A 23,217-nucleotide genomic window follows, 5' to 3' on the forward strand; every position below is an offset into this window, starting at 1 on the left:
GTTTGATTTTAGTATTGACAGGCTTTTCCCTTTTGGTATTACAGACTTCTCTCCGAAATCTAAATCTCTACAAACTTATGATTTTGGAGACATTTAATGTCAATTTACGTTGGTAACCTCTCCTATGAAGTTACACAAGATGCGCTGAGTACTGTTTTTGCAGAATATGGTTCTGTAAAGCGCGTTCAGCTACCTACTGACCGTGAAACAGGCCGTTTACGCGGTTTTGCTTTCGTGGAAATGAGTTCAGAAGACGAAGAAACTAAAGCCATTGAATCCCTTGATGGTGCTGAATGGATGGGTCGTGACCTTAAAGTGAATAAGGCCAAGCCCAGAGAAGACAGAGGTGGTTCTTTTGGTGGTGGTAATCGTGGCGGTGGTGGCGGTGGCTACAACCGTGGTGGTGGCGGTGGTCGCTACTAAACTCAGGCGAAAACCATTTAGTTTAATCTAGAAAAGGCTCAGGCAGAAATGCTTGAGCCTTTTTTATTCCGGTTCAGTTAGCTATAAAAACCTTAACCTGCGTAGGATTGGGTTTCACTTGTTTCAACCCAACCTATTGCTGGAGTTAATTATACCTTTGATAAGACGGCTTGCGATCGCCCAATAAAACAACGAGGTCATGAGGCTGGCTCACCATTTGCAGTTTTTGGCATCGACTCAATCAACGCCCTTAACACTTTATTGACCGCTTCTGGTGTAGTGAAAACCTGAGCCACATCTTCATCTAAGACCACAACTGTTAATTGTTGCGTTCCACTACGGGCAGTGAAGCGATTAGGCTTTGCTTTTTGATAATCGAAGCGATACTCAGCCTGAAGCTCGTCGTCAGAATTTTGCGATTGTTCAAAAGGTGTTTCGTTCATAATCTTCACGTTCCTTTCGAGTAGCTATGCAGACGTGAATGTAAGTACAGCAAGGAATTTCGCGCCAAGCTTGGTTTACCACCAGAACCGATGAAGTAGAGGTGAGGGAGAAGAATTAATAACTAATGCCCCATGCCCCATGCCCCATTCCCAATTAATAATGAGTTGCCGACTTGCGATGATGAACGGCTGTGATGCCATCATTATCTAACAATTTGCCATTCTCGACAGTGGCATAAACTAGCCAATGGTCGCCAGATTCCATCCGGTTTTGTACAGAACATTCCAGATATGCCAAGGCATCTGCAAGTATGGGAGAACCGTTTTCAGCTTCTTGGGCGGCGACATCAGCAAATCTATCTTGTCCTGGACCAAAAGGTTTGAGGAAATGCTTCATTAACCCCAAATGATTCCCTTCTTTAAGAATATTGAGGACAAATTTGTTTCCTGTATGAGTCAGTGTTTCTACTGCCCGTTCTTTAGCGACGGCTATAGTTAAACCAGGGGGATTAAAGCTAGCTTGAGCTACCCAAGAGGCTAACATGGCACTGGAGCGATCGCCTTCTTTGGCAGTCAAAACGCACAGAGAACCAACTATACGACCAACTGCTTGTTCTACAGTAGTAGCAGGTTGACTTGGCGATCGCACTTTTCTAGCTTTCTTCAGTGCTTGGGCAAAGTCGGTTCCGGCTTCTTCACACAATTGTAAGGTGGCATCGTCGGGTTTAAATTTCACGCGGATGGTGTCAAAACCAAACCGATAACCAGCATCTTTTAATTTTCCCTCAATTAAATCAACTGCTTCCCCACTCCAGCCAAAGGAACCAAAAACACCCGCAAGTTTATTATTAGTCGCGGTGGATAGCACAATTCCTAAAGCTGTTTGCACAGGTGTGGGTGCATGACCGCCGAGAGTTGGAGAACCCATAATGAAACCACCGGCTTTTTCTACAGCCGCCCGGATTTCTTCTGGTTCAGTAAATTCGCAGTTAATCGATTCTACAGCAACGCCAGCTTTTGTAATCCCACGAGCGATCGCTTGGGCTAAGGTTGCTGTATTTCCATAAGCTGACGCATAAATTAACGCCACTGTCAAGTCAGCAGAAGTTTGCTGTTGACTCCATTCTCGATAAGATTTGGTCAGTTCGATTAAGCCATAGCGTACCAAAGGCCCGTGTCCATTGGCATACATTCTCACGGGGAAATCGGCTAGTTTTTCCAACGCTGTTTCTACTTGACGGGCGTGGGGAGCCATGAGGCAATCAAAATAATAGCGTCGATCTTCGTTATATACTTCCCAGCCTTCATCAAATACCTGATCTCCACAAACGTGCGCCCCAAATAACTTATCTGTGTAGAGAATTTCTGTTTGCGGATCGTAGGTGCAGAGTTGATCTGCATAGCGAGGGTTAGGGGTGGGAATAAATTGTAAATTATGCCCGTTACCCAAATCTAGAGTTTCTTCGCCCCGCATAACCAGAATTTGCAAATCTGGATTTTCCAGTGCCGCACGTAAATTTATCGCCCCTGGATTAGAACAAACAAAAGTGATTTGTGGAGCAATTGCTAACAAAGCTTTTAAAGTTGCAGCCCGGTTAGGGTTGACGTGTCCCAAAATTACATAATCTAAATCTTCGAGATGGAAACGCTGCTGTAAGGCTTCTAAATAAATTTCTGTAAACGTTTCCCCTGGAGGGTCAATGATGGCATTTTTATCGCTTTCGATTAAATAAGAATTAGCAGTTGTACCCTTGGCAAGGGCATATTCAATTTCAAATCTGAGCCTTGACCAACTGCGCGATCGCAGTATTCTTGTATCTGTAGCTATTGGATAAACTTGAACATCACGAGGTTTATTTTTTGACATGGCTTTATTGGGGAATAGGTGATTGGGGATTGGGGATTGGGGACTGAGGATTGGGGACTGGGAAAGTTATTCTCAATACTTAATATTCAATCTTCAATATCTAATTCTTGATACCTAATTCCCAATCCCTAGTCCCCAGTACCTTCTTTAATAGTGATTTCCGACTTTGCGGTGATGCACAGCAGTTAAAGCATCGGGTTTAGAAACTCGTCCGGCGTAGACGTTGCTGTATACTGCCCAATGGTCGCCGCAATCCATTCTACTGACGACTTCGCACTCCATGTAGGCGAGGGCATCGTTGAGGATGGGCGCACCATTTTCGGCTGGCTGGGTTCTTACTCCTTCAAAGCGATCAGCACCAGGGGCGAACCGTTTCAAAAAGTGCTTCATAAGTGGTTGGAAATTGCCTTCTTCTAAAACGTTGAGAACAAAGCGATCGCCTACTTGCATGAGTGATTCAATTGCCCGATCTTTGGCGACTGCAATGGAAAATCCCAAGGGTTTGAAGCTGGCTTGAGCAACCCAGGAGGCTAACATGGCACTGGATACATCGCCTTTTTTGGCAGTAATAATATACAGTCCGCCACTGAGCCTACCCAGTGCTTTATCTAAGTCAGCACCCAGAGATTTCATCGCTTTGATGCTGCGATCGCGTGTTACCCATTGAGCTAAATCTGTACCCGCTTCTTCACAAAGCTTGTAGGTATTTTCTGTAGGCGTTTGTTTAATCCGAATTGCTGGAAAAACTGTTGTCAAGCCCAAATTGCGGAATTTACTCACTAAAGGATCTATCGGCTCATCATCGCCACCGCCACTTTCAAACACACCGATAGCTTGCTTTTCTTTGGCAGATCCTAAAACTGTGCTGAGTGCAGATTGGATGCTCGCAGCGCCAGAAGCCGGAGGTAGACCAACAATTAGCCCTGCACAACGGCTAACCAATTCCCGCAGTTCTTGTAAATCGACTTCAGATCCCAAATCGACAATTTCCACGGCGACACCAGTTTTCCCGATGCCGTTGGCAATTGCTTGCACGAGGCGATCGCTATATCCGTATTCGGAAACATAAAATATTCCAATTACCGTTTCTGGCTTGGCTTGGGTTTGACTCCAAGTGCGGTAACGTCCAACTAGTTCCTCAACATTGTGAGATAATAATGGGCCGTGTCCTGTGGCAATCATATCGATGGTTTTAAGTTCCCCCATCCGCTTCAGGGCAGACAAAACCGATCGGGCATTTGGCCCCATCAAGCAATCGTAGTAGTAATGAAAGTCTTCTTCGATCGCTGCCAAGTTTTCATCAAAGGTGCTATCTGAGCAATAGTGCAGCCCAAAAGCGTCGCAGGTGTAGAGAGTTTTGGTTTTGTGGTCGAAGCTGAAAATGGTATCTGGCCAATGTAAATTTGGGGCAATCACGAATTCAAATTCATGACCATTGCCCAAATCCAAGCGATCGCCATTTTTCACAATCCGCCGCTTGAATGGCTGATGTACAAAATCCTCAAGAAACTGAATCGCCACCTTAGAACCGACAACGGTAATTTCTGGAGCCATAAGCAACAAGTCTTTAACCAAACCGCTATGGTCTGGCTCAGTATGGCTGATAATCAAATAATCAATATCTGTTGGGTTGATTAGTCCGGTGAGCGTATCAAAATATAGTTGACGAAACTTTTCGTGGGAGGTATCAACTAAAGCAGTCTGCTCCCCACGGATGAGAAACGAGTTATAAGTAGTACCGTTTTGCAAACCAAACTCAATATCGAAGCGATCGCGATCCCAGTCTAAAGAGCGAATTGCCGTCGTCTCTTGAGCGATTTCCACAGTCTGTATGGTGAGCCGTTTTTCTGTTTTTTCGGTGAGCGCTACCATAACTCCCTCCTTGACACAATGAGTATTTGTTCCTCTTCTTTTATTGTGACACGTGATGAATGTTAATTTTTATTAAAAAATCTATGGCTGACTTAAAAAAGTTAAAAGTGTGAAACCGCAGAAGTACAGAGAGGAAATTTGGCTAGCGTTGGAAATTGGGAACTCTCGGCTACATTGGGCGTTATTTATTGACGAGACGCTTTACTCAGCGTGGGATACTGACTATCTTCCTGAGTCTGTTATACAACAGTTGGCTGAATGTCAAACCCTGAATGATTTACTAGAGAAAATTTTCCCCGAATTTAAATCTCTAACAAACACTCTGCCCCTCTGCCCTGTTTTCGTCGCCTCCGTAGTTCCGGGTCAAACTGCTATTTGGCAAACTTACCCAAATACTCATGTTATTACATTAGACCAAGTACCGCTAAAAAGTGTGTATTCCACACTAGGAATTGACCGCGCTTTAGCTTTGTGGGGAGCGGGGGAAATTTGGGGTTTTCCAATGTTGGTGATTGATGCTGGGACAGCGCTAACTTTTACGGCTGCGGATGCTAATGAGTGTCTAGTTGGAGGTGCAATTTTGCCGGGATTGGGCTTACAATTTGCAACTCTCGGTCAACAAACAGGACAATTACCATTAGTGGAAATGCAAAATTTTCCATCTCTACCACCACGTTTTGCCATCAACACTATAGAGGCTATTCAGAGTGGAGTATTTTATACAATATTAGCTGGAATTAAAGACTTTATTGAGGCATGGTTGCAATTATTTCCTGATGGCAAAATTGCGATTAAAGGGGGCGATCGCACTTTACTACTAAACTATCTACAAGCCTTATATCCTGAAATTACAGCACGTTTGCTTGTAGAACCCAATTTAATTTTTTGGGGAATGCAGGAAATAGTAATGGGTGATTAAGGCAACTGAATAAATTAAGTATTTCGCAGCACCAAAAAATGAAAATTTCAGTTTTAAGAGCTAGCGATTATATTGACCCTGATGTTTATTTAATTAATATAAATAAACCTTATTTTATAGATATCTGTAATTACTAATTTCCTTTAATAAACTCCCGAATCTCAAGTGCTACAACCCCAGCGCAAGATTCCGGTAAATCATTTCCGGCATGGGAAATCATTTTCAACTCAACTTTTGGCATCAGTTGAGCATAAACACGACTCTTGGCCAAAGCATCTGGTGTATCTTGCCCACCTTGTAAAATAAAAACCGACACATCTATCATATAAAGCCGCTTTTGCACTAATTCCGCTTCAATTTCTATCTGTCGCCGTTTGAAAAGTAACTGGCAACCTCTGGGATAAGGCAATAGCGACTGACGCAACTGCAAGTCTTGGGCAATTTTTTCATGCCAACCCAAGATTTTAGTTAAGGGAGTTAGCGATCGCAACAATTTAACTATTAGTGGTGGATAATTCAATAATCGCCGCATCTTCCGGCAATACTCTTCCTGTCCTGCTATCTCTACGCCCTCTGGTGCAAGCAGTACCAAACCATCGATTTTCTCAGGATACTTTAAAGCATAACTAGCAGCAATCCAACCCCCAAGAGAATGTCCTACTAAATATACTTTTTCTAGTTTGACAGCTTGCAGAAATTCAGCTAAACACTCTACTTGCAAATCTATCGAATGGTGGATATTAGGATTCTCTGACTCACCAAACCCTAACAAATCAGGTGCAAAGCAATGGAAATCTTGTGCAAGGGACTCCATCACAGATAACCATTGACTGCTTTCATTCCAAGTACCATGTAAAAAAATTATAGGAGTTTTTTCACCAATTTCACGCCAGAATACAAGCCCTTGAGAGAGCTTTATCCGGGAGTTACGGAATAGTGTATTCATTTTAATTTAGTAGTTAACTTTTAGCACCATAATAAATATTCATTTGTCATTAGTCATTTGTCATTAGTTTTGGGCAAATTATAAACAGAGAAGTCTGAACCGTTAGCGTAGCATCTCGTAAAGCCTGCGGCATAGCTACGCTTAGGGCGCAGCCTCTCGTAGAGAAGCTTCCTTAAATCAGAACTTTGGCGGCAAATGACCAATGACTAATAACAAAATATTGTTATGCCAGTGTTGTCAAGCCATTTAAGTAGTCTTGCAACTGCCTAGTATGGTCGTGAGACATCTGTCCTGAAGGTAGCAAATTGGGAGAAAAAGCTTGGATTTCCATAACTTCCAAAGTATCTTGAATCTCCATTGTCCCATGCACCTCGGCTTCAACCGCAATACAAATTGAATGGATTCTGGGATCGCGGTCTGGTGCAGAGTAAACTCCTACCAAACGGTTGATTTTCACCAATTCTAGCCCGGTTTCTTCGATCAATTCCCGGCGGACTGTGTTGGGAATATCTTCTCCCCAATCGACCATGCCTCCAGGCAATGCCCAAAGACCATCATCACGCCGTCGGATCAGTACTATCCGACCATCAGGTAAAATTGGGATGATACTAGTACCAGTAATGGGATGACGAAATATAATACCCAATACTGTTTGTCCAATACGCCATAAGCTACGTGTGGACTGGACAGCTGCCGGAAAAAAAGCAATAACGTTCAATCTTCAAAATTGATATGTTGTATTCTATATTTCTCTACCACTTACATCAACTCAACTCATAAAATTTCGTCGAGTTTTGTTTTATACAAAAATGTTTGTGGTTTGAGATTTTATTCTCACGATTTACGTAGAATATCATTAATCTTAACATTAACTTTCAATAGAAGCACTGTATTTATATATACATACCATTTGTTAAGTTAGAAGACTTTTCAGTTTATAAATAACATTAGCTTTGCTCAAACCAGCTATCATTAATATTTTTCAAGACACTTTCAAAAAATTAATCTGAATAAGTATGTCTAAATTCTGAATTCTAAAGAGGCAATTAAGTGCTATTGGAGATTGCCACCAAATTCTTGCTAATTAAGCTTAATATACGAAAATCCTTTACAAAAACTGCGATTACCTTTGGTGTGCTAAAAGCGATCGCACAAACAACCCAATGAAAAATCTAGCTCTACTATCTGCCATAGCCCTCACCACCACATCTGGATTGGTTTTCGGTACAATGCAAGCCGCCTCTGCTTTAGCTTGGAATTGGAATTATTCTGGTACTGGTATAGAGGCGATTGGTACTTTTACCACTGATAACACCCCTGACGATTTGGGTTTTTATCAGATTTTGGGAATTACTGGTACACGAAATGGTGAAACAATTACTGGTCTGCAACCTGTAGGCACTCCTATACCAGGAAACGAACCTTTTAATGTTGACAATTTAATTAGTCTTAATACTCAGCAGTTAACAGGTGATGGTTTTGGTTATTCTACATCGGGGGGAAACTATTCTAGTCCATTTTTCGCTAGTTTTTTGCCAACGCCAAGTTATTTAGAAGTTTTTTCTGTTCCACCACTGACACCAGGTTTTGAAAATTTGGGGACGGAAGATAGTGAGTTACCCATCAGTTTTTCTGCAAGCATAATCACCGTACCTGAACCCACCTCTATCCTTAGCTTATTTGCCCTCGCTATTATTGGTGTCCCTTCAGCACTCAAACGTAATAAGCCATCTAAATTAACTGATAAGAAGCTTGAAAAAGTTTCCTAAAACCATCAATAAAAGGCTTTGTTGCACGAATAGGGAAAAACGGTCAATTTCGCTTGTACCTATTGCATTTGCGTTGAATAAATGAAGTTGAAGTTTAGCAAATACTGAATTTTATTAGTAGGATAGCTTCCAATACTGCTTCGTTAATGGGAAAAGGGGAAAGAAAAAACCTTTAACCCAAGCCCAGTTATTTTTTACCTCAGCCAAATTCTTTGTGTAAAAAGTCTGACTCAGAGCAGTATTGAGATAGCTTCTTCATTGGCTTTTTGCAAGAATAACTAGTTAGCTAATTTACATATTTTTGATGTATTTGCATCTAAGAAAATGTATTTTTTGTCTAGCTGGTGGGGATAATTCTAAATTGTTATTGACAAAACAAGGTAAAACGCGGTAGACTAGTACACTGTTTAAAGCGTATTGATTGCTGCACTAGGCTACAAGTATATCAATAACATTGGTAGCTAATATTGCCTACGTGATGCCTAGTTGCTACTCTTTTGTTGTTTATTTAATGAGGTGAACATGGCCAAGCGCCGTAACCCGAAAAAAGAAAAGGCGCTACGGAACCAGGCGTATGCCAGAAAGTTTCGTAAACGAACTACGACAGGAAGAATGCAGAGAAGGTTCCAACAAAGACCACCCAAGAGTGAAGAAGAAGAAGGCGCAGCAACAGCAGCTGACACTGACTAAGCTGTCTGCTTAAATCCTTTTTTATATAGATTATTTATTGTTTAGGGCGCACATTTGTACGCCCTTATTTATTTTTGGTTATGGGGCAATACGGTTCAAAGCGCTACTTGTACAAAATCGTGGGTTTTGAGACGCGATAAATCGCCGTCTCTACAAGTGTTTTGGTCTTATCTGAACTGTATTGGGAATTGGGCATTGGGAATTGGGCATGAAGAAGAAACAAGGAAGAGAGAGGAGACTTATTCAATAATTCCCTCTGCTCCCCCTACCTTCCCATTCCCCATTCCCCATTCCCCATTCCCTTATTGATCGATTTGAGCGCGAGCAGCTATGAGTGCTTTGCTAACCTGTACAAAGCCAGTACCACCGTGACTGTTGCGGGCTGCTACAACTTGACGGGGGGATATCGCCTCATAAATATCTGCTGCAAATGCCGGATGTAGTTGTTGCCACTCTTCCAAATCCAAATCTTTCAGGAGTTTACCTGCGGCAATACTAGTTTTTACTACCTTACCCACGAGGTTGTAAGCTTCCCGGAAAGGAACGCCCCGTGCTGCAAGATAATCTGCTACATCGGTAGCGTTGGAAAAATCTTCGGTTACGGCTTCTGCTAAACGCTGGGTACGAAATTCTAAGCCTTCTCTGAGCAAAATCGTCATTGCTTCTAGAGATGCTTTGACTGTGTTAACGCTGTCAAATAGACCTTCTTTATCTTCTTGCAGGTCTTTGTTATATGCCAGAGGTAGCCCTTTCATAATCACCAGCATTGCCTGGAGATGACCAAATACACGCCCTGTTTTCCCCCGCACGAGTTCTGGAACATCGGGGTTTTTCTTTTGGGGCATGATACTGGAACCTGTAGCACAGCTATCTTTGAGGGTGACAAAACGAAATTCTTCAGATGACCAAAGAATGACTTCTTCTGCAAGGCGGCTGAGGTGAACCATAATCAAGCTAGCAGCACACAAGAATTCGATCGCAAAATCGCGATCGCTTACTCCATCGAGACTGTTAGCATAAATATCGTCAAAATCTAATAGTTTGGCTGTGTAGTGGCGATCAATAGGGAAAGTAGTTCCCGCTAAAGCACCGCACCCTAAAGGTGAGATATTGACACGGCGAGAAACATCTCCTAAGCGTTCCCAGTCACGTTGCGCCATTTGAAAGTATGCCAAGAGGTGGTGAGCTAAACTCACTGGTTGAGCGCGTTGTAGATGGGTATAGCCTGGGATCAAAGTTTCAACGTGCTTTTCAGCTATATCTAGTAGAACAACTTGGAATTCTCGCAATTCGCTTTTGATTTGCTGGATTTGGTCGCGGAGGTAGAGTCTAGTATCAGTACCAACTTGGTCATTACGCGATCGCGCCGTATGCAGTTTTTTACCCACATCACCGACAATTTCTGTCAGTCGTTTTTCAACTGCAAAATGTACATCTTCTGAATCAACACCAGGCTGAAATCTACCTTGGCGGTACTCTTGGCGAATTTCTTCTAAACCTGCAACCAGTTGTTCACCTTCTTCTGAGGAGATAATGCCCGTGTGAGCTAGCATTTTGGCATGGGCTTGAGAACCAGTCAGATCGTATTCTATTAATTCAATATCAAAACCTATACTGGCATTAAAACGAGCGATCGCTGGATGCAACGCTGATTCAAACCTCTGGCTCCAAGTTTGTTCTTTGGTCATAAATATCAAGAGAGTGGGGGAGAGTTAAGAGTTAAGAGTGAGGAGTTATGAGTTTTTAACTCCCATAACTTCTCACTCCTCACTTTCAACTCCTAACTTTTAAATTTAACCGTAGCTAGTTAAATTCCGAATCATATAGCCAATGACTAAACCAATCAACAATGCCCACACTTGACCTGTTTGTATAAAGTGGCTCCAAGATTTTTGAATCTGACCCATCAGGTCTGGATCGGTAATTGTTTGTGCTAGTAGTGCTGTCAAATTTGCAGGCAAATGCCAATATAACTGAGATGTCAAATCGCTGAGATGGCTCATATTTGGTGATTAAGAGGTTGAGGGTGGCACATTTGAGATCAGTTTATTTTTCAGATAAATTACTGATAACGTACTGAAATATTGGGTGTAACTTTAAAGTCTTAACTCAAGATTCAGCCGATGCCAACCGCAATTTCTCGGCAGTTCGCAAAATTTGCCCCGCTAAAACTGCTGCACCAAAACCATTATCGATATTTACTACACCTACTCCCGCCGCACAAGAGTTAAGCATTGTCAATAAAGGTGCTAACCCACCAAAACTCGCACCATAGCCGATGCTGGTGGGTACGGCAATCACAGGACAACTCGCTAAACCAGCGACAACGCTGGGTAAAGCGCCTTCCATCCCTGCCACGACAATCAACACCGATGCTGACTCAATCAGGTGGCGGTTACTTAATAAACGGTGAATTCCGGCAACGCCAACATCCCAGAGACGCTGTACCCGGAAACCAGAAAGTTCAGCAGTGATAGCTGCTTCTTCAGCAACGGCTAAATCGGCAGTACCAGCAGAAAGAATGGCAATTTCACCCGCAAATAGTGGTTCGATCTTAGGAGGAGCGATCGCACAAATTCGCGCCGAATCGTAATATCGCAAACCGCTAACTTTTGATTGCAGTACGGTATAAACTGCTGGTTCAATGCGAGTCGCCATCACCACCGGGTTGCGGAGGCGCATCACCTCCATAATTTGAGCAATTTGTTCGGGAGTCTTACCAGGCCCCCAAATCACCTCTGGGAAACCAGTTCTTAGCTGGCGATGATGGTCAATTTTGGCAAACTCACCTACAGATTCATAAGTTAAGTCTTTGAGTGAGTCTAATGCCATATCTGGGGTAACTTTACCATTGGCAACCGCAACGAGTAGCGATCGCAAGGTTTTTTCATCTGTCATTAGTCCTTTTTCCTTTATTCTTGCCACTAACCACTGACTAATAACTAATGATTAATCCGTTACTTTTATTTCATGAATGTTCCAGAATGCACCACCCAGTGCAGAGTATTGAATACCTTCAAAGCGATTACGCACTGCTGACATTGATAAAGCGTTAACTAAGTAAATAAAAGGTAAATTCTCTTGAGTAATTCGCTGGGTTTCTGCATAAATTTCTTTTCGCTTGGTTGTGTCTAATTCCCTTGCCCCTTGAATGTATAACTTAGCAATTTCTGCTTCCCAAGGAGCCACTTCCCAACCTTGAATCGATTTTTGTCCTGCTTGGGGTTTCTGATTAAACATGTGCAATCCACCTTCGGGCGACCAGACATTAGCCCCATCATTTGGTTCTAAACCACCAGTCAAACCCAGCATAGAAACTTCCCAATCTAATGAGTTTGACAGCTTATCTGTGTAAGTATTCCATGCCAGAGGTGTGAAATCAACTTGAATACCAATTTTACTCAGGTCTTGTTTAATCTGCGACCCAATTGCTTCGCGGATTTTGTTACCAGCATTGGTGAGCAATGAGAAGCGGACACGGTTTCCTTGAGCATCTATTAATTGGTTCTTGTCGTTATATTTGAATCCTGCTTTTAGTAACAGTTCTTTCGCCTTTTCTGTATTGTAGTTATAAACTTTTAGTCCTTGTTCAGGCGACAGATAATAAGGACTTTGCACGGAAATGGGTGAATTTTGTGGTTTACCCAAACCCCGAAAAGTATTGTTAATCATTGTTTGTCGGTCAATCGCGTATGCTACTGCCTGTCGAAATTCTACAGTATTAAACCAACGCGATTTTATTGGATCAACCAGGGGTTTTCCATCCCTTTTACCTTTATTTAAATTAAAGAAAACAAACGTCGTACCTGTTGCTGGGCCACCATTGAAAATTTTGAAATTCCCCTGTTCTTCTTGCACCTTTAGCAAAGAAAAATAATCTGGTGAGACTCCCACAGTATCTAACCCGCCAGAACGAAATTGCAGCAAGGAGGTATCTGTTGATTCCACAATTTCCCACACAATCCGTTCAATATAAGGTTGGGATTCTCCTTTGGGCCCTTTGCGCCAATAGTAGGGGTTGCGCCTAAATACTACACGCTGACTTGTATCGTAGCGCTCTAACTTGTAAGGGCCATTAACAATAATTTGATCTGGAGGAGTATCAACGCCCCATTTTGACAAAAATATTGGCTTACCCTCTTGGTCTTTTGTCTTAACAAATGGTTCTAGAGTATGAGCAGGTAAAATTGGCAGTCCTAAAGCTCCTAAAAACGGTGCAAATGGTTCTGGAGTCGTAAATTCAATTCGTTGAGCATCAATTTTTCGTACCTTTGGCAATGCCCGACTTTCACCAATCCGTAGCACATCTCTAGCATCTGCGGGAATCGCTTCGTTAAGATAAATTTCGTTGAAGGTAAATACTACATCATCTGCTGTTAAAGGCTTCCCATCAGACCATTTCAATCCCTGGCGTAGGGTAAAAACAAACCGCAATTTGTCATCAGAAATTTCCCATGATTCCGCTAAAGAAGGCTCGATTTTGCCACTTATAGGGTTTTCAGTAGTTAATCCTTCATAAATTAGAGGAAAAACATTCGGAACCTCCTGACTGAGAGGATAATTAAAAGTTTTAGGGTCACTGAGAATGGCACTTACCAATTGCGGCACTTGAGCAGCTACACTTTTGAAGTTAGTGGGGTTGCAGGCGATAAGTGTAAGTGCTGTTGCTGAAGTCAAAATTATTGGCAACCAAAAACGTTTAATTACCAGAAATATTTTGCTAAAAAATTTCATACTTTTAATGCACAAATAGTTCATCAACCCAACCTACAGGTCTTATAAGTCTTTAAGTGAATCTGATATGATAAAGTTTAGTTTTGATAACACATGAAAATTAACTAGCTTTTTTAGTTTCTACTACTTTGAGTTCATAAATATTCCAATTGTAACTTCCTATCGCTGAGTATTTTACGTTCTCAATGGTATTACGCACGGCTACTAAAGCGAGGGAATTGAATAGGTGAATAAAAGGCAGATACTCTTGTGAGAGTTGTTGGGTTTCTGCATAGATAGCTTTGCGTTTTGTTTCATCAAATTCCCTTGCCCCTTGAATGTAGAGGTCTTCAATTTTCTGCTCCCAATCGGTAGCTTTCCAACCTACTGTTGGGGATTGTCCGGCTTGAGCTTTCTGATTAAATACATGAAAGTTACCTTCTACAGACCAAACATTGAAACCATCTTGTGGCTCAATACCCCCGGTGATGGCTCCATACCAACATTCCCAATCTAGAGTGTTAGAGATTTTTTCTCCAATAATACTGAAGTCAAGAAATTGTAAATCAACTTTAATACCTATCTTGCCGAGATCCTGTTGAATTTTCGGTGTAATTGTCGGTCTATTACCAGCAACAGCCATCATTGTGAAACGGACTCGATTACCATCCGCGTCCAAAAGTTGACCTTTATCATCGTATTTGAATCCGGCTCCTAGTAAAAGTTGTTTAGCTTTTTCTGGATTATAGTCATAAGTTTTTAAACCTTCTTTGGGAGAGAAATAATAGGGACTGGGAACAGAAATTGGAGAGTCTTGTGGTTCACCCAATCCCCGCAAAGTATTGTTGATCATCGTTTGGCGATCAATAGCGTAGGCGACAGCCTGTCTAAAAGCAACGTTGTTAAAAAAGCGTGATTTAATGGGATCTACAACAGGCTTGCCATTGCGACTACCTTTGTTGAGATTGAAAGTTATAAAACTTGTCCCAGAGTCAGGCCCGGCATTTTTAATAGTAAAGTTACCCCGCTTTTCTTGACGCTTAAGCAATTGAAAATTTCCAGGGCCAATTTCTAGTAAATCTAACCCTCCAGAACGAAATTGCAGCAAAGCTGTATCAGGCGATTCCACAATTTGCCAAATTACACGTTCAATATATGGCAGTTGTTTTCCTTGTGCATCTTTTTTGCGCCAGTAATAAGGGTTACGCCGAAATGTTAAGCGTTGATTGGTTGAATAACTCTCGATTGCGTAAGGGCCATTAACAATAATTTTTTTCGGGTCTGTGTCGGTTCCCCAAGTGGACATAAACACTGGCTTACCGTCAGAGTTTTTCGCTTCCACAGCTTCACGTAGGGCGTGTTCTGGTAGTATTCCTACCCCTGCTGCAATTGATCGCAAGAAAGGCGCAAACGGTTCTGGCAGAATAAATTCTACTCGGCGTTCATCGACTTTGCGGACTTTCAGAAAAGTCTTACTGCTTCCAATGCGGAGAGCATCTTGGATATAAGTGGGAATGCGCTTGTTCATGTAGATGTCATTAAAAGAGAAAACGACATCATCGGCTGTTAATGGCTTACCATCCGACCACTTCAATCCTTCTCGCAAGGTAAAGATAAACCGCAGTTTGTCTGGGGAAATTTCCCAAGATTCAGCCAAAGCTGGCTCAATTTCTTTAGTTATTCCGTTTTGAGTCGCTAATGCCTCATAAGTGAAACCAGCAATATTGGGAGATTCTTGGATGAGGGCGTAGTTAAAGGTTTTAGGATCACTCGTAGTAGAAACAACTAACTGGGGAACTTGTGCAGCTGCGGTTTTAAAGTTAGATGGATTGCAGGCAGTAACTGTAATTGCTGTTGCTGAAGCCAGAATTATTGGTAAGCAAAAACGCTTAATTATGTGAAAAATTGTCGCATATTTCATAATTTTTATTCTTTCAAAAGCAAGACAACAGCATAAGCAGATATACCTTCCTCCCGTCCAACGGGGCCTAATTTTTCGTTAGTGGTAGCTTTGATGCCAATTTGATTTGGTTCTAATTCTAAAATCGCCGCTAGTTTGTCGCGCATATTGTGAATATGCGGCTTTAATTTGGGACGTTCTGCTACTATCACCGAGTCAATATTTCCTATCTGCCAGCCTTGATCCCGAATCAGTTGATGTACTTGAGTTAATAGTACTAAACTATCTGCTCCCGCCCATTTGGGATCGCTTGGCGGAAAATAATGACCAATATCCCCCAAAGATAATGCCCCAAGCATGGCATCCATAATCGCGTGCGTTAATACATCAGCGTCACTGTGTCCTAATAAACCCAGTTCATGAGGAATTTGAATTCCACCCAAAATCAAAGCGCGATCGCTCACTAATCGATGGATATCGTAGCCGTTACCAATACGAATTTTTGTCATTTGTCATTTGTCATTTGTCATTTGTCATTAGTTAGGAGTTAGGAGTTAGGAGTTAAGAGTTAGGAGTTAGGAGTTATTATTCTCCCCCTGCTTCCCCTGCTTCCCCTGCTTCCCCTGCTCCCTGCCCCCTGCCCCCTGCTCCAATAGATCGGGGCGGCGATCGCGGGTTTTTTGAATTTGTTGTTCGTAACGCCACTTGGCGATCGCTGCATGATTCCCACTGAGTAAGACATCAGGTACTTTCAAGCCGCGAAAATTGGCAGGACGAGTATATTGGGGATAGTCCAATAACCCTTCCTCAAAACTTTCTGCTGTAAGAGACTCGGTTTTGGCCACGGTTCCTGGTATTAGTCGCACTACACCATTAATCAAAGCCATTGCTGGAATTTCTCCGCCAGTCAGAATAAAATCGCCTAAAGACACTTCCCGAGTTACCAAATGCAGTACTCGCTCATCGACTCCTTCGTAATGCCCACAAATAACTACTAGCTGGTCATAATTTGTCACCAATTCTTTCAAAAGAGGTTGATTAATTGTTTGACCCTGTGGACTCATCAAAATTATTTCTCTTCGGGGTAGAATCGGCAGCGACTCCACGGCGTTAAAAATCGGTTCTGGCTTCATTAGCATCCCAACGCCGCCGCCGTAGGGTTCATCATCCACCTTTCGGTGCTTATCAGTGGTAAAGTCCCGTGGATTAACCAGATGCACTTCGGCAATCTGTTTAGCTAAGGCTTTACCCAGTAATCCAGAATTGAGAACAGAGTTAAAACAGTCAGGAAAAAGTGTAACTATATCAAAGCGCACAGTTATTCGTATTCAAGGACACTAATCTTAAATTTGGATGTCTAGCAAACACCGCCAAGCCGAGGTCGAGTCAAACTCCAGTTAAACTTTATCAATAGTATCTAAAACTACCAGACCTCTTGGATTTTAGATGGGATCAAAAGTTTTTCTAATTACTTAATTTATGTTTAAATGTTGTCACAACTACATTTAAATTAATAATCATATCAAGTTAACAACTTCCAGGATGCATCGAGCCAGCCTCAGAAAAAAGCGTAGTCTTATCTGCTCGTCCCCAGCCCCAGGGTGGGAATCTAGCCCCCTAAAGACTATTTTGCCCTGCTGCAAGTGGACAGGTGAAAAACAAGGCCCTGGCTTTGAGGAATGGGAACAAACACGTTTAGACTGAGGCAACGCGAGCGTTAAGCGAGAATTCGGAGAGTGGCTGCCCAGTTTCAAAACTTCCACAAAGTGTCCTCTCGAAAGTTGCAAAGCGCAAAAATCATCAGCCTTCTGAACCTTGTTAAATTCACCTGAAGTTGTTGACAGGAGAAACAAAATGCCGCAATTACAAGCTAAATCGCTAGAAATGAGGACACCCCAAGCAACTAAAACCGCCGTTCTGGTTATCGGAGGCGCAGAAGACAAAGTTCATGGGCGCGAAATCCTACGAACTTTTTTTGGACGTGCCGGTGCTAGTAAGGCTTATATTACAATTATTCCATCTGCCTCTCGCGAACCCGCCATCATTGGTGGTCGGTACATTCGCATTTTTGAAGAAATGGGTGCCCAAAAGGTAGAGATTTTAGACATCCGCGAACGCGAACAGTGTGAAGCCTCTCAAATCAAAGCATCCTTAGAAGCCTGTAGTGGGGTATTTTTGACAGGAGGAGATCAGCTGCGTCTCTGTGGCGTATTGGCAGATACGCCAGCAATGGAAATTATTCGGCAGAGGGTTAGGGCAGGGCAACTGACGTTAGCAGGCACCAGTGCAGGAGCGGCAGTGATGGGGCATCACATGATTGCTGGCGGCGGGAGTGGAGAGTCACCAAATCGTTCCCTAGTAGATATGGCAACGGGTTTGGGATTTATTCCTGAAGTCATTGTTGATCAACATTTTCACAACCGGAATCGGATGGGGCGGTTGATTAGTGCGATCGCTGCTCACCCCGATCGCTTAGGTATTGGCATTGACGAAGATACTTGTGCAGTGTTTGAACGTGATGGTTGGTTACAAGTTATGGGTAAAGGCAGTGTTACTATTGTCGATCCCACTGAAGCCACCCACACCAACGAACCCCATGTTGGTGCTAATGAACCATTAACCGTGCATAATTTACGTCTCCATATCCTCAGCTACGGCGATCGCTTCCACCTGTACCAGCGCACTGTATTGCCTGCTGTACACCGGATCTCCAGCTGACGGGATAGAGTATCTGAGGTTACACTGAGTTGACCACAAATTTTAGATTTTGGATTTTGCGAAAAGTTGTAAGGAAGGTTTCCCGACCTAGCAAACTTTTCAAAACGGATTTTAGATTAAGAGAGCTTTTCGGCAGATGCCGCCAGAAAGTGGGTAAAACAAATCTAAAAACCCCTCGATGACTCGTTGACGCTACGCTATCGTAAATCTAAAATTACCAGAGCTAAGTACCCCAATTGTCTCTTTTAATCCAAAATCATAAATCTAAAATCCAAAATCGGTTGACCGCACATTTATTTCTTGTTGTAGAAAAATGATGAGAATACTATGTAAAAAGAAAAAACTGTTTGCAACGAACAGTTTAGCGGTCAATTACAGTAAGAAACTAGAATTTTGGTTCCGAATCTCCATCTACCTATTCCCATGAGAATCCTCAAGATCCAGACCTTACGCGGCCCAAACTATTGGAGCATTCGACGCCACAAGCTGATCGTCATGCGCCTCGATTTAGAAACCCTTGCCGAGACGCCCTCGAATGAAATCCCAGGCTTTTATGAAGGACTAGTTGAGGCGCTGCCGAGTCTGGAGGGTCATTATTGTTCGCCTGGCTGTCGTGGTGGTTTTTTGATGCGAGTCAAAGAAGGCACGATGATCGGCCATATCGTAGAACATGTAGCTTTAGAACTCCAGGAATTAGCTGGTATGCACGTCGGCTTTGGTCGCACACGCGAAACTGCCACACCCGGAATTTATCAAGTAGTAATTGAATACCAGAATGAAGAAGCAGGACGCTACGCTGGACGAGCCGCAGTGCGCCTGTGCCAGAGTATCGTTGATCGAGGCCGTTATCCCAAGGCAGAACTAGAGCAAGATATCCAAGACCTGAAAGATTTCACCCGTGATGCTTCCTTGGGCCCTTCCACTGAAGCGATCATCAAAGAAGCAGAAAAAAGAGGTATTCCCTGGATGTCTCTAGAAGCCCGCTTTTTGATTCAGCTAGGCTATGGCGTGAACCAGAAGCGGATGCAGGCCACAATGACAGACAACACCAGCATTCTGGGTGTAGAACTAGCTTGCGACAAAGAAGCCACTAAACGCATCCTCGCGGCAGCCGGTGCGCCAGTACCTAGAGGTACAGTGATCAACTTCTTAGACGATTTAGAACAAGCCATTGAATACGTTGGCGGCTATCCCATCGTTCTCAAGCCCTTGGATGGTAATCATGGACGTGGGATCACCATTGACATTAGAACTTGGGAAGAAGCTGAAGCCGGCTACGAAGCTGCTAGACAGGTTTCCCGCTCAATTATCGTCGAACGATATTATGTTGGGCGTGACCATAGAGTATTGGTGGTAAATGGTAAAGTCGTCGCAGTCGCTGAACGTGTCCCGGCTCACGTCATTGGCAATGGCAGATCCACCATCTCCGAACTGATTGAGGAAACAAACCTCGATCCAAATCGCGGTGAAGGACATGATAACGTCCTGACCAAGATTGAACTAGACCGTACCAGCTATCAACTATTAGAAAGGCAAGGCTATACCCTAAATAGTGTTCCACCCAAAGGTACTATTTGTTATCTCAGGGCAACAGCCAACTTAAGTACAGGTGGTAGCGCTGTAGACCGTACTGATGAAATTCACCCAGAAAATCTGTGGTTGGCACAACGGGTAGTCAAGATTATCGGTTTGGATATCGCCGGGCTTGATATCGTTACTACGGATATTAGCCGTCCCCTACGAGAAGTGGATGGCGTAATTGTTGAAGTTAACGCTGCTCCAGGCTTTCGGATGCACGTTGCTCCCAGCGTGGGTATTCCCCGTAACGTCGCTGGCGCAGTGATGGATATGCTGTTTCCCAACGAGCAATCTAGCCAAATTCCTATCCTCAGCATTACTGGTACTAATGGCAAAACCACTACTACCCGACTACTAGCACATATTTATAAACAGACTGGAAAAGTAGTTGGATATACTACAACCGATGGAACATATATCGGTGATTACTTAGTAGAAGCTGGCGACAATACAGGCCCCCAAAGTGCCCACGTCATCCTTCAAGATCCAACAGTGGAGGTAGCGGTACTGGAAACGGCTCGCGGTGGTATTCTCCGCTCTGGATTGGGTTTTGAAGCCGCAAATGTGGGAGTGGTCTTGAATGTAGCCGCCGACCACTTAGGAATAGGCGATATAGAGACTATTGAGCAATTAGCTAACCTCAAAAGTGTAGTAGCCGAAGCCGTATTCCCTGATGGCTACGCGGTACTAAACGCTGACGATCATCGCGTCGCCGCTATGTCAGAAAAAACTAAGGCTAATATTGCTTACTTCACCATGAACCCTGATTCGGAATTAGTGCGAAAGCACATTCAAAAGGGTGGTGTAGCCGCAGTATATGAAAGTGGCTATTTGTCAATTGTTAAAGGTGATTGGACACATCGGATAGAAAGAGCAGAAAATATACCTTTAACAATGGGCGGACGTGCGCCGTTTATGATTGCCAACGCTTTAGCTGCAAGTTTGGCAGCATTCGTGCAAAACGTCACAATTGAGCAGATTCGCTCTGGTTTGAAGACTTTCCGGGCTTCAGTTAGTCAAACGCCGGGACGAATGAATTTATTTAATTTAGGCAACTACCACGCTTTAGTAGACTATGCTCACAACGCAGCTAGTTATGAAGCTGTAGGTTCCTTTGTACGGAACTGGACTACAGGACAACGGATTGGCGTAATTGGTGGACCTGGCGATCGCCGCGACGAAGATTTTGTTACTTTGGGCAAATTAGCAGCACAAATTTTTGACTACATCATTGTCAAAGAAGACGATGACACACGGGGACGTTTACGGGGTTCAGCCGCCCAATTGATTATTCAAGGCATTACCCAAGTGAAGCCTGATAGCCGCTATGAATCAATTTTGGATGAAACCCAAGCGATTAATAAAGGCTTAGACATGGCTCCTGATAACAGCCTGGTGGTGATTCTACCAGAAAGCGTGACTAGGGCTATTAAGTTAATTAAGCTGCGTGGTTTAGCCAAGGAAGAGACACATCAACAAAATACTGGCACAGCGATCGCTGATTCTCAAAATGGAATAGCACCTTCTTCTGTAGTCAACACACTACTGTAGTCAACAGTCAAGAGTCTCAAGTTCAGCATTTCAAAGTTTTTCAGCCTTGACTCTTGACTATTGACTATTGTTTTTCTTCTTCTGAATTAGTTTCATCACTGGGGGTTTTCATCTCCTCCTTAAAACCTCGTAGGGTTTTGCCTAGTGCAGTGCCCAATTCGGGAATTTTTTTAGGGCCAAAAATTAGAATAGCGACTATGGTAATTACAGCGATTTCTGGCCATCCTAGTCCAAACATATAAATTTCCTCTAAGGCATCTCTAATTAAATATAGACATTGATGGCTCAAATCTGATTATTTAGGGGCAAACAAGAGGTAAAGAAGTAGGGAAGATTATGCTAGGGATTGCGTTTCAGGACAGAGAAACCGCGTAAAGGTTCCTATTATTTTTGAACAAAGCGACGCTAGCTCGATTAACTTCCCATTGGCTTGGTAATTGGCAAACCCAACCAATCACTTAATTCATGAGCTAACCATTCAAGTTCTACTTCGGATTTAATACCGACATCGTTTCCACCAAGCTGATATTTTTGTACTCCTGAGTAAATATATAATTGTGCTGGAACGGCAATTCTAGTGCCATCAGAATTTTTAGTAAAATGTTTGGGAATGTAAACTAACTTATTAATACTTTGCCGTGACGATGCACGGGGGCGATAAAATTTCCAACTAAATAACTCCCAACTTAGGGTAATTTGTTCTGCATTCAGGCGTAAGCAGATGCGTCCAAATAAATGAAAGAGAAGTTTATACACCATGAGAAAGCCAGCACCCCAAAAAGGAAGTGAGAACAAAGCAAAGGGGATGTTGACAGGAAAAGGAATAGAGAGTGCGCCAATTGTCCAAAAGAGGATAAATGAATTCCAGACGATCGCAAATAAACCTGTAAATACTATTGATGGATCAAAACCAGATGGTGGAACGATAATTTCCAGAGAGTCCACATTTTTGGTTAGTTGAATCTTACTCCCATCTGGTTTACCTACAACCAAAGTAGGCAAGTTTGTCGTTTGTGGTTTGTCTAAAGCTGCAAACGCACCAGCAGCAGAATTAAAACGCCTTTCTAAACTGGGTTCAGTCATTTGCTGCAACCAGTGAGTCAATTCAGGACTCACATTAGCCACCTGTTCAAACTGAATCCGAAAATCTTTTTGGGGTAAATCGGCTGGATGAGTACCCGTCACTAAATAAATTAAAGTTGCACCTAAGCTATAAAGATCGGAAGCTGGAACCGTGCGTCCGCCAAATTGCTCCTGTGGCATATACCCATAGCTTCCCACCACAGTCCTAGTTCCACCTTCTGTAGCAAGGACAGTTTGCACCGAGCCAAAATCTACTAGGTAAACTTGACCAACACTGTTACCAGAACGCTCTCCCAATAAAATATTGCTAGGCTTAATATCACGATGGATAACAGGCGGATATAACCCATGTAGATAAATGAGAATTTCTAAAAGTGCTTTGGCTATCTCTTTGACTTCTACTTCGGTAAAAGTCCGGCCAGATTGGACGTATTGCTCTAAAGTTTGTGCTGGGATATAACTTTGTACTAGGGCAAATCCTTTGATGGCGGGTGAATTTACCTCAAAATAGTCTAAATAGCGAGGTATTAAGGGATGTGACAAAGATTTTAGAGTTTCAGCTTCTCGCTCAAACAGCTTGAGTGAATCCCATTCAAAGTCACCATCAAAAGAGAGTAACTTAATAACAACCAATTCCTGAGTGTTCAAATCACGAGCTACAAGCGTCCGCCGCCCTGCTTTTTTGCCTAATAGCTGCTGAACTTGATAGCGTTCGCCTAATATTTCACCAATCATTATGGTTTCT

General features: G+C 42.9%; 20 protein-coding genes. 6 read left to right on the forward strand and 14 right to left on the reverse strand.

The annotated features are described in order from the left end of the window. The first annotated feature begins 96 nt into the window (after positions 1–96). A complete protein-coding gene (locus tag IQ274_RS17650) occupies positions 97–423 on the forward strand; it encodes an RNA recognition motif domain-containing protein (protein WP_163935596.1) in 327 nt (108 codons plus the stop codon). Between the two features lie 197 nt (positions 424–620). Here the strand turns inward: IQ274_RS17650 and IQ274_RS17655 are convergent, their stop codons facing one another. The 3 genes from IQ274_RS17655 to IQ274_RS17665 form a co-directional block, all read right to left on the reverse strand. Then, complete coding sequence (locus IQ274_RS17655; protein ID WP_163935599.1) at positions 621–866, reverse strand: hypothetical protein; 246 nt, start codon at positions 864–866, stop codon at positions 621–623. 154 nt (positions 867–1,020) lie between these two features. Continuing rightward, positions 1,021–2,733 (reverse strand): diflavin flavoprotein, encoded by a 1,713-nt coding sequence (locus IQ274_RS17660; RefSeq protein ID WP_114084491.1) that lies wholly within the window; start codon positions 2,731–2,733, stop codon positions 1,021–1,023. A 147-nt stretch (positions 2,734–2,880) separates the two neighbouring features. Then, complete coding sequence (locus IQ274_RS17665; RefSeq protein ID WP_194143002.1) at positions 2,881–4,605, reverse strand: diflavin flavoprotein; 1,725 nt, start codon at positions 4,603–4,605, stop codon at positions 2,881–2,883. Between the two features lie 109 nt (positions 4,606–4,714). Between IQ274_RS17665 and IQ274_RS17670 the strand changes: the two genes are divergently transcribed. Next, positions 4,715–5,524: a pantothenate kinase gene (locus IQ274_RS17670; RefSeq protein WP_163935605.1), complete on the forward strand. Its 810-nt coding sequence runs from the start codon at positions 4,715–4,717 to the stop codon at positions 5,522–5,524. 133 nt (positions 5,525–5,657) lie between these two features. On the opposite strand, the gene IQ274_RS17675 is transcribed toward IQ274_RS17670, so the two are convergent. Beyond that, the gene (locus IQ274_RS17675; protein ID WP_163935609.1) at positions 5,658–6,470 is read right to left on the reverse strand and encodes an alpha/beta fold hydrolase; all 813 of its coding nucleotides are present in this window, start codon (positions 6,468–6,470) and stop codon (positions 5,658–5,660) included. A 223-nt stretch (positions 6,471–6,693) separates the two neighbouring features. Continuing rightward, positions 6,694–7,188: an NUDIX hydrolase gene (locus tag IQ274_RS17680; RefSeq protein ID WP_114084487.1), complete on the reverse strand. Its 495-nt coding sequence runs from the start codon at positions 7,186–7,188 to the stop codon at positions 6,694–6,696. Between the two features lie 445 nt (positions 7,189–7,633). On the opposite strand from IQ274_RS17680, the gene IQ274_RS17685 reads away from it, so the two are divergent. Next, a complete protein-coding gene (locus IQ274_RS17685; protein WP_163935612.1) occupies positions 7,634–8,239 on the forward strand; it encodes a PEP-CTERM sorting domain-containing protein in 606 nt (201 codons plus the stop codon). 522 nt (positions 8,240–8,761) lie between these two features. Next, on the forward strand, positions 8,762–8,929 hold the full coding sequence (locus tag IQ274_RS17690; RefSeq protein WP_012412073.1) for a hypothetical protein: 168 nt from the start codon (positions 8,762–8,764) through the stop codon (positions 8,927–8,929). 302 nt (positions 8,930–9,231) lie between these two features. Here IQ274_RS17690 and argH read toward each other — a convergent pair whose 3' ends face one another. The 7 genes from argH to trmD all read right to left on the reverse strand — a co-directional run bounded on the left by argH (position 9,232) and on the right by trmD (position 16,858). Then, a complete protein-coding gene (gene argH, locus IQ274_RS17695) occupies positions 9,232–10,617 on the reverse strand; it encodes an argininosuccinate lyase (protein ID WP_194143003.1) in 1,386 nt (461 codons plus the stop codon). 105 nt (positions 10,618–10,722) lie between these two features. Beyond that, entirely contained in the window at positions 10,723–10,932 is a 210-nt protein-coding gene (locus tag IQ274_RS17700; RefSeq protein ID WP_163935618.1) for a hypothetical protein, read from the reverse strand. Positions 10,933–11,038: 106 nt separating this feature from the next. Next, positions 11,039–11,827, reverse strand: coding sequence for a nickel pincer cofactor biosynthesis protein LarB (gene larB / locus IQ274_RS17705; protein WP_194143004.1), 789 nt, complete (start codon positions 11,825–11,827; stop codon positions 11,039–11,041). A gap of 51 nt (positions 11,828–11,878) precedes the next feature. Further along, the gene (locus tag IQ274_RS17710) at positions 11,879–13,663 is read right to left on the reverse strand and encodes an ABC transporter substrate-binding protein (protein ID WP_194143005.1); all 1,785 of its coding nucleotides are present in this window, start codon (positions 13,661–13,663) and stop codon (positions 11,879–11,881) included. Positions 13,664–13,763: 100 nt separating this feature from the next. Next, positions 13,764–15,563, reverse strand: a complete 1,800-nt coding sequence (locus IQ274_RS17715; RefSeq protein WP_194143006.1) for an ABC transporter substrate-binding protein — start codon at positions 15,561–15,563, stop codon at positions 13,764–13,766. A 5-nt stretch (positions 15,564–15,568) separates the two neighbouring features. Then, positions 15,569–16,051, reverse strand: a complete 483-nt coding sequence (gene ispF / locus IQ274_RS17720; protein WP_194143007.1) for a 2-C-methyl-D-erythritol 2,4-cyclodiphosphate synthase — start codon at positions 16,049–16,051, stop codon at positions 15,569–15,571. Between the two features lie 66 nt (positions 16,052–16,117). Further along, the gene (trmD, locus tag IQ274_RS17725) at positions 16,118–16,858 is read right to left on the reverse strand and encodes a tRNA (guanosine(37)-N1)-methyltransferase TrmD (RefSeq protein ID WP_194143008.1); all 741 of its coding nucleotides are present in this window, start codon (positions 16,856–16,858) and stop codon (positions 16,118–16,120) included. A 538-nt stretch (positions 16,859–17,396) separates the two neighbouring features. On the opposite strand from trmD, the gene IQ274_RS17730 reads away from it, so the two are divergent. Together IQ274_RS17730 and cphA are read left to right on the forward strand one after the other, a co-directional pair. Beyond that, positions 17,397–18,260, forward strand: coding sequence for a cyanophycinase (locus IQ274_RS17730; protein ID WP_012412065.1), 864 nt, complete (start codon positions 17,397–17,399; stop codon positions 18,258–18,260). A 423-nt stretch (positions 18,261–18,683) separates the two neighbouring features. Next, positions 18,684–21,389 carry a cyanophycin synthetase gene (gene cphA, locus IQ274_RS17735; RefSeq protein ID WP_193950050.1) on the forward strand — a complete coding sequence of 902 codons (2,706 nt, stop codon included), beginning with the start codon at positions 18,684–18,686 and terminating at the stop codon, positions 21,387–21,389. A 64-nt stretch (positions 21,390–21,453) separates the two neighbouring features. On the opposite strand, the gene tatA is transcribed toward cphA, so the two are convergent. Together tatA and IQ274_RS17745 are read right to left on the reverse strand one after the other, a co-directional pair. Then, a complete protein-coding gene (tatA, locus tag IQ274_RS17740; RefSeq protein WP_012412063.1) occupies positions 21,454–21,627 on the reverse strand; it encodes a twin-arginine translocase TatA/TatE family subunit in 174 nt (57 codons plus the stop codon). 176 nt (positions 21,628–21,803) lie between these two features. After that, a complete protein-coding gene (locus IQ274_RS17745) occupies positions 21,804–23,207 on the reverse strand; it encodes a serine/threonine protein kinase (RefSeq protein ID WP_194143009.1) in 1,404 nt (467 codons plus the stop codon). Positions 23,208–23,217 lie beyond the last annotated feature (10 nt).

It is taken from the genome of Nostoc sp. LEGE 12447 (assembly GCF_015206985.1).
Lineage (GTDB): Bacteria > Cyanobacteriota > Cyanobacteriia > Cyanobacteriales > Nostocaceae > Nostoc.

Coding starts and splice junctions, on each gene's coding strand:
- larB (WP_194143004.1), bottom strand. CDS start 11,827: ATGACAGATGAAAAAACCTTGCGATCGCTACTCGTTGCGGTTGCCAAT.
- IQ274_RS17655 (WP_163935599.1), bottom strand. CDS start 866: ATGAACGAAACACCTTTTGAACAATCGCAAAATTCTGACGACGAGCTT.
- IQ274_RS17715 (WP_194143006.1), bottom strand. CDS start 15,563: ATGAAATATGCGACAATTTTTCACATAATTAAGCGTTTTTGCTTACCA.
- IQ274_RS17730 (WP_012412065.1), top strand. CDS start 17,397: ATGCCGCAATTACAAGCTAAATCGCTAGAAATGAGGACACCCCAAGCA.
- IQ274_RS17700 (WP_163935618.1), bottom strand. CDS start 10,932: ATGAGCCATCTCAGCGATTTGACATCTCAGTTATATTGGCATTTGCCT.
- tatA (WP_012412063.1), bottom strand. CDS start 21,627: ATGTTTGGACTAGGATGGCCAGAAATCGCTGTAATTACCATAGTCGCT.
- IQ274_RS17665 (WP_194143002.1), bottom strand. CDS start 4,605: ATGGTAGCGCTCACCGAAAAAACAGAAAAACGGCTCACCATACAGACT.
- ispF (WP_194143007.1), bottom strand. CDS start 16,051: ATGACAAAAATTCGTATTGGTAACGGCTACGATATCCATCGATTAGTG.
- IQ274_RS17650 (WP_163935596.1), top strand. CDS start 97: ATGTCAATTTACGTTGGTAACCTCTCCTATGAAGTTACACAAGATGCG.
- IQ274_RS17660 (WP_114084491.1), bottom strand. CDS start 2,733: ATGTCAAAAAATAAACCTCGTGATGTTCAAGTTTATCCAATAGCTACA.
- argH (WP_194143003.1), bottom strand. CDS start 10,617: ATGACCAAAGAACAAACTTGGAGCCAGAGGTTTGAATCAGCGTTGCAT.
- IQ274_RS17690 (WP_012412073.1), top strand. CDS start 8,762: ATGGCCAAGCGCCGTAACCCGAAAAAAGAAAAGGCGCTACGGAACCAG.
- IQ274_RS17675 (WP_163935609.1), bottom strand. CDS start 6,470: ATGAATACACTATTCCGTAACTCCCGGATAAAGCTCTCTCAAGGGCTT.
- cphA (WP_193950050.1), top strand. CDS start 18,684: ATGAGAATCCTCAAGATCCAGACCTTACGCGGCCCAAACTATTGGAGC.
- IQ274_RS17745 (WP_194143009.1), bottom strand. CDS start 23,207: ATGATTGGTGAAATATTAGGCGAACGCTATCAAGTTCAGCAGCTATTA.
- IQ274_RS17710 (WP_194143005.1), bottom strand. CDS start 13,663: ATGAAATTTTTTAGCAAAATATTTCTGGTAATTAAACGTTTTTGGTTG.
- IQ274_RS17685 (WP_163935612.1), top strand. CDS start 7,634: ATGAAAAATCTAGCTCTACTATCTGCCATAGCCCTCACCACCACATCT.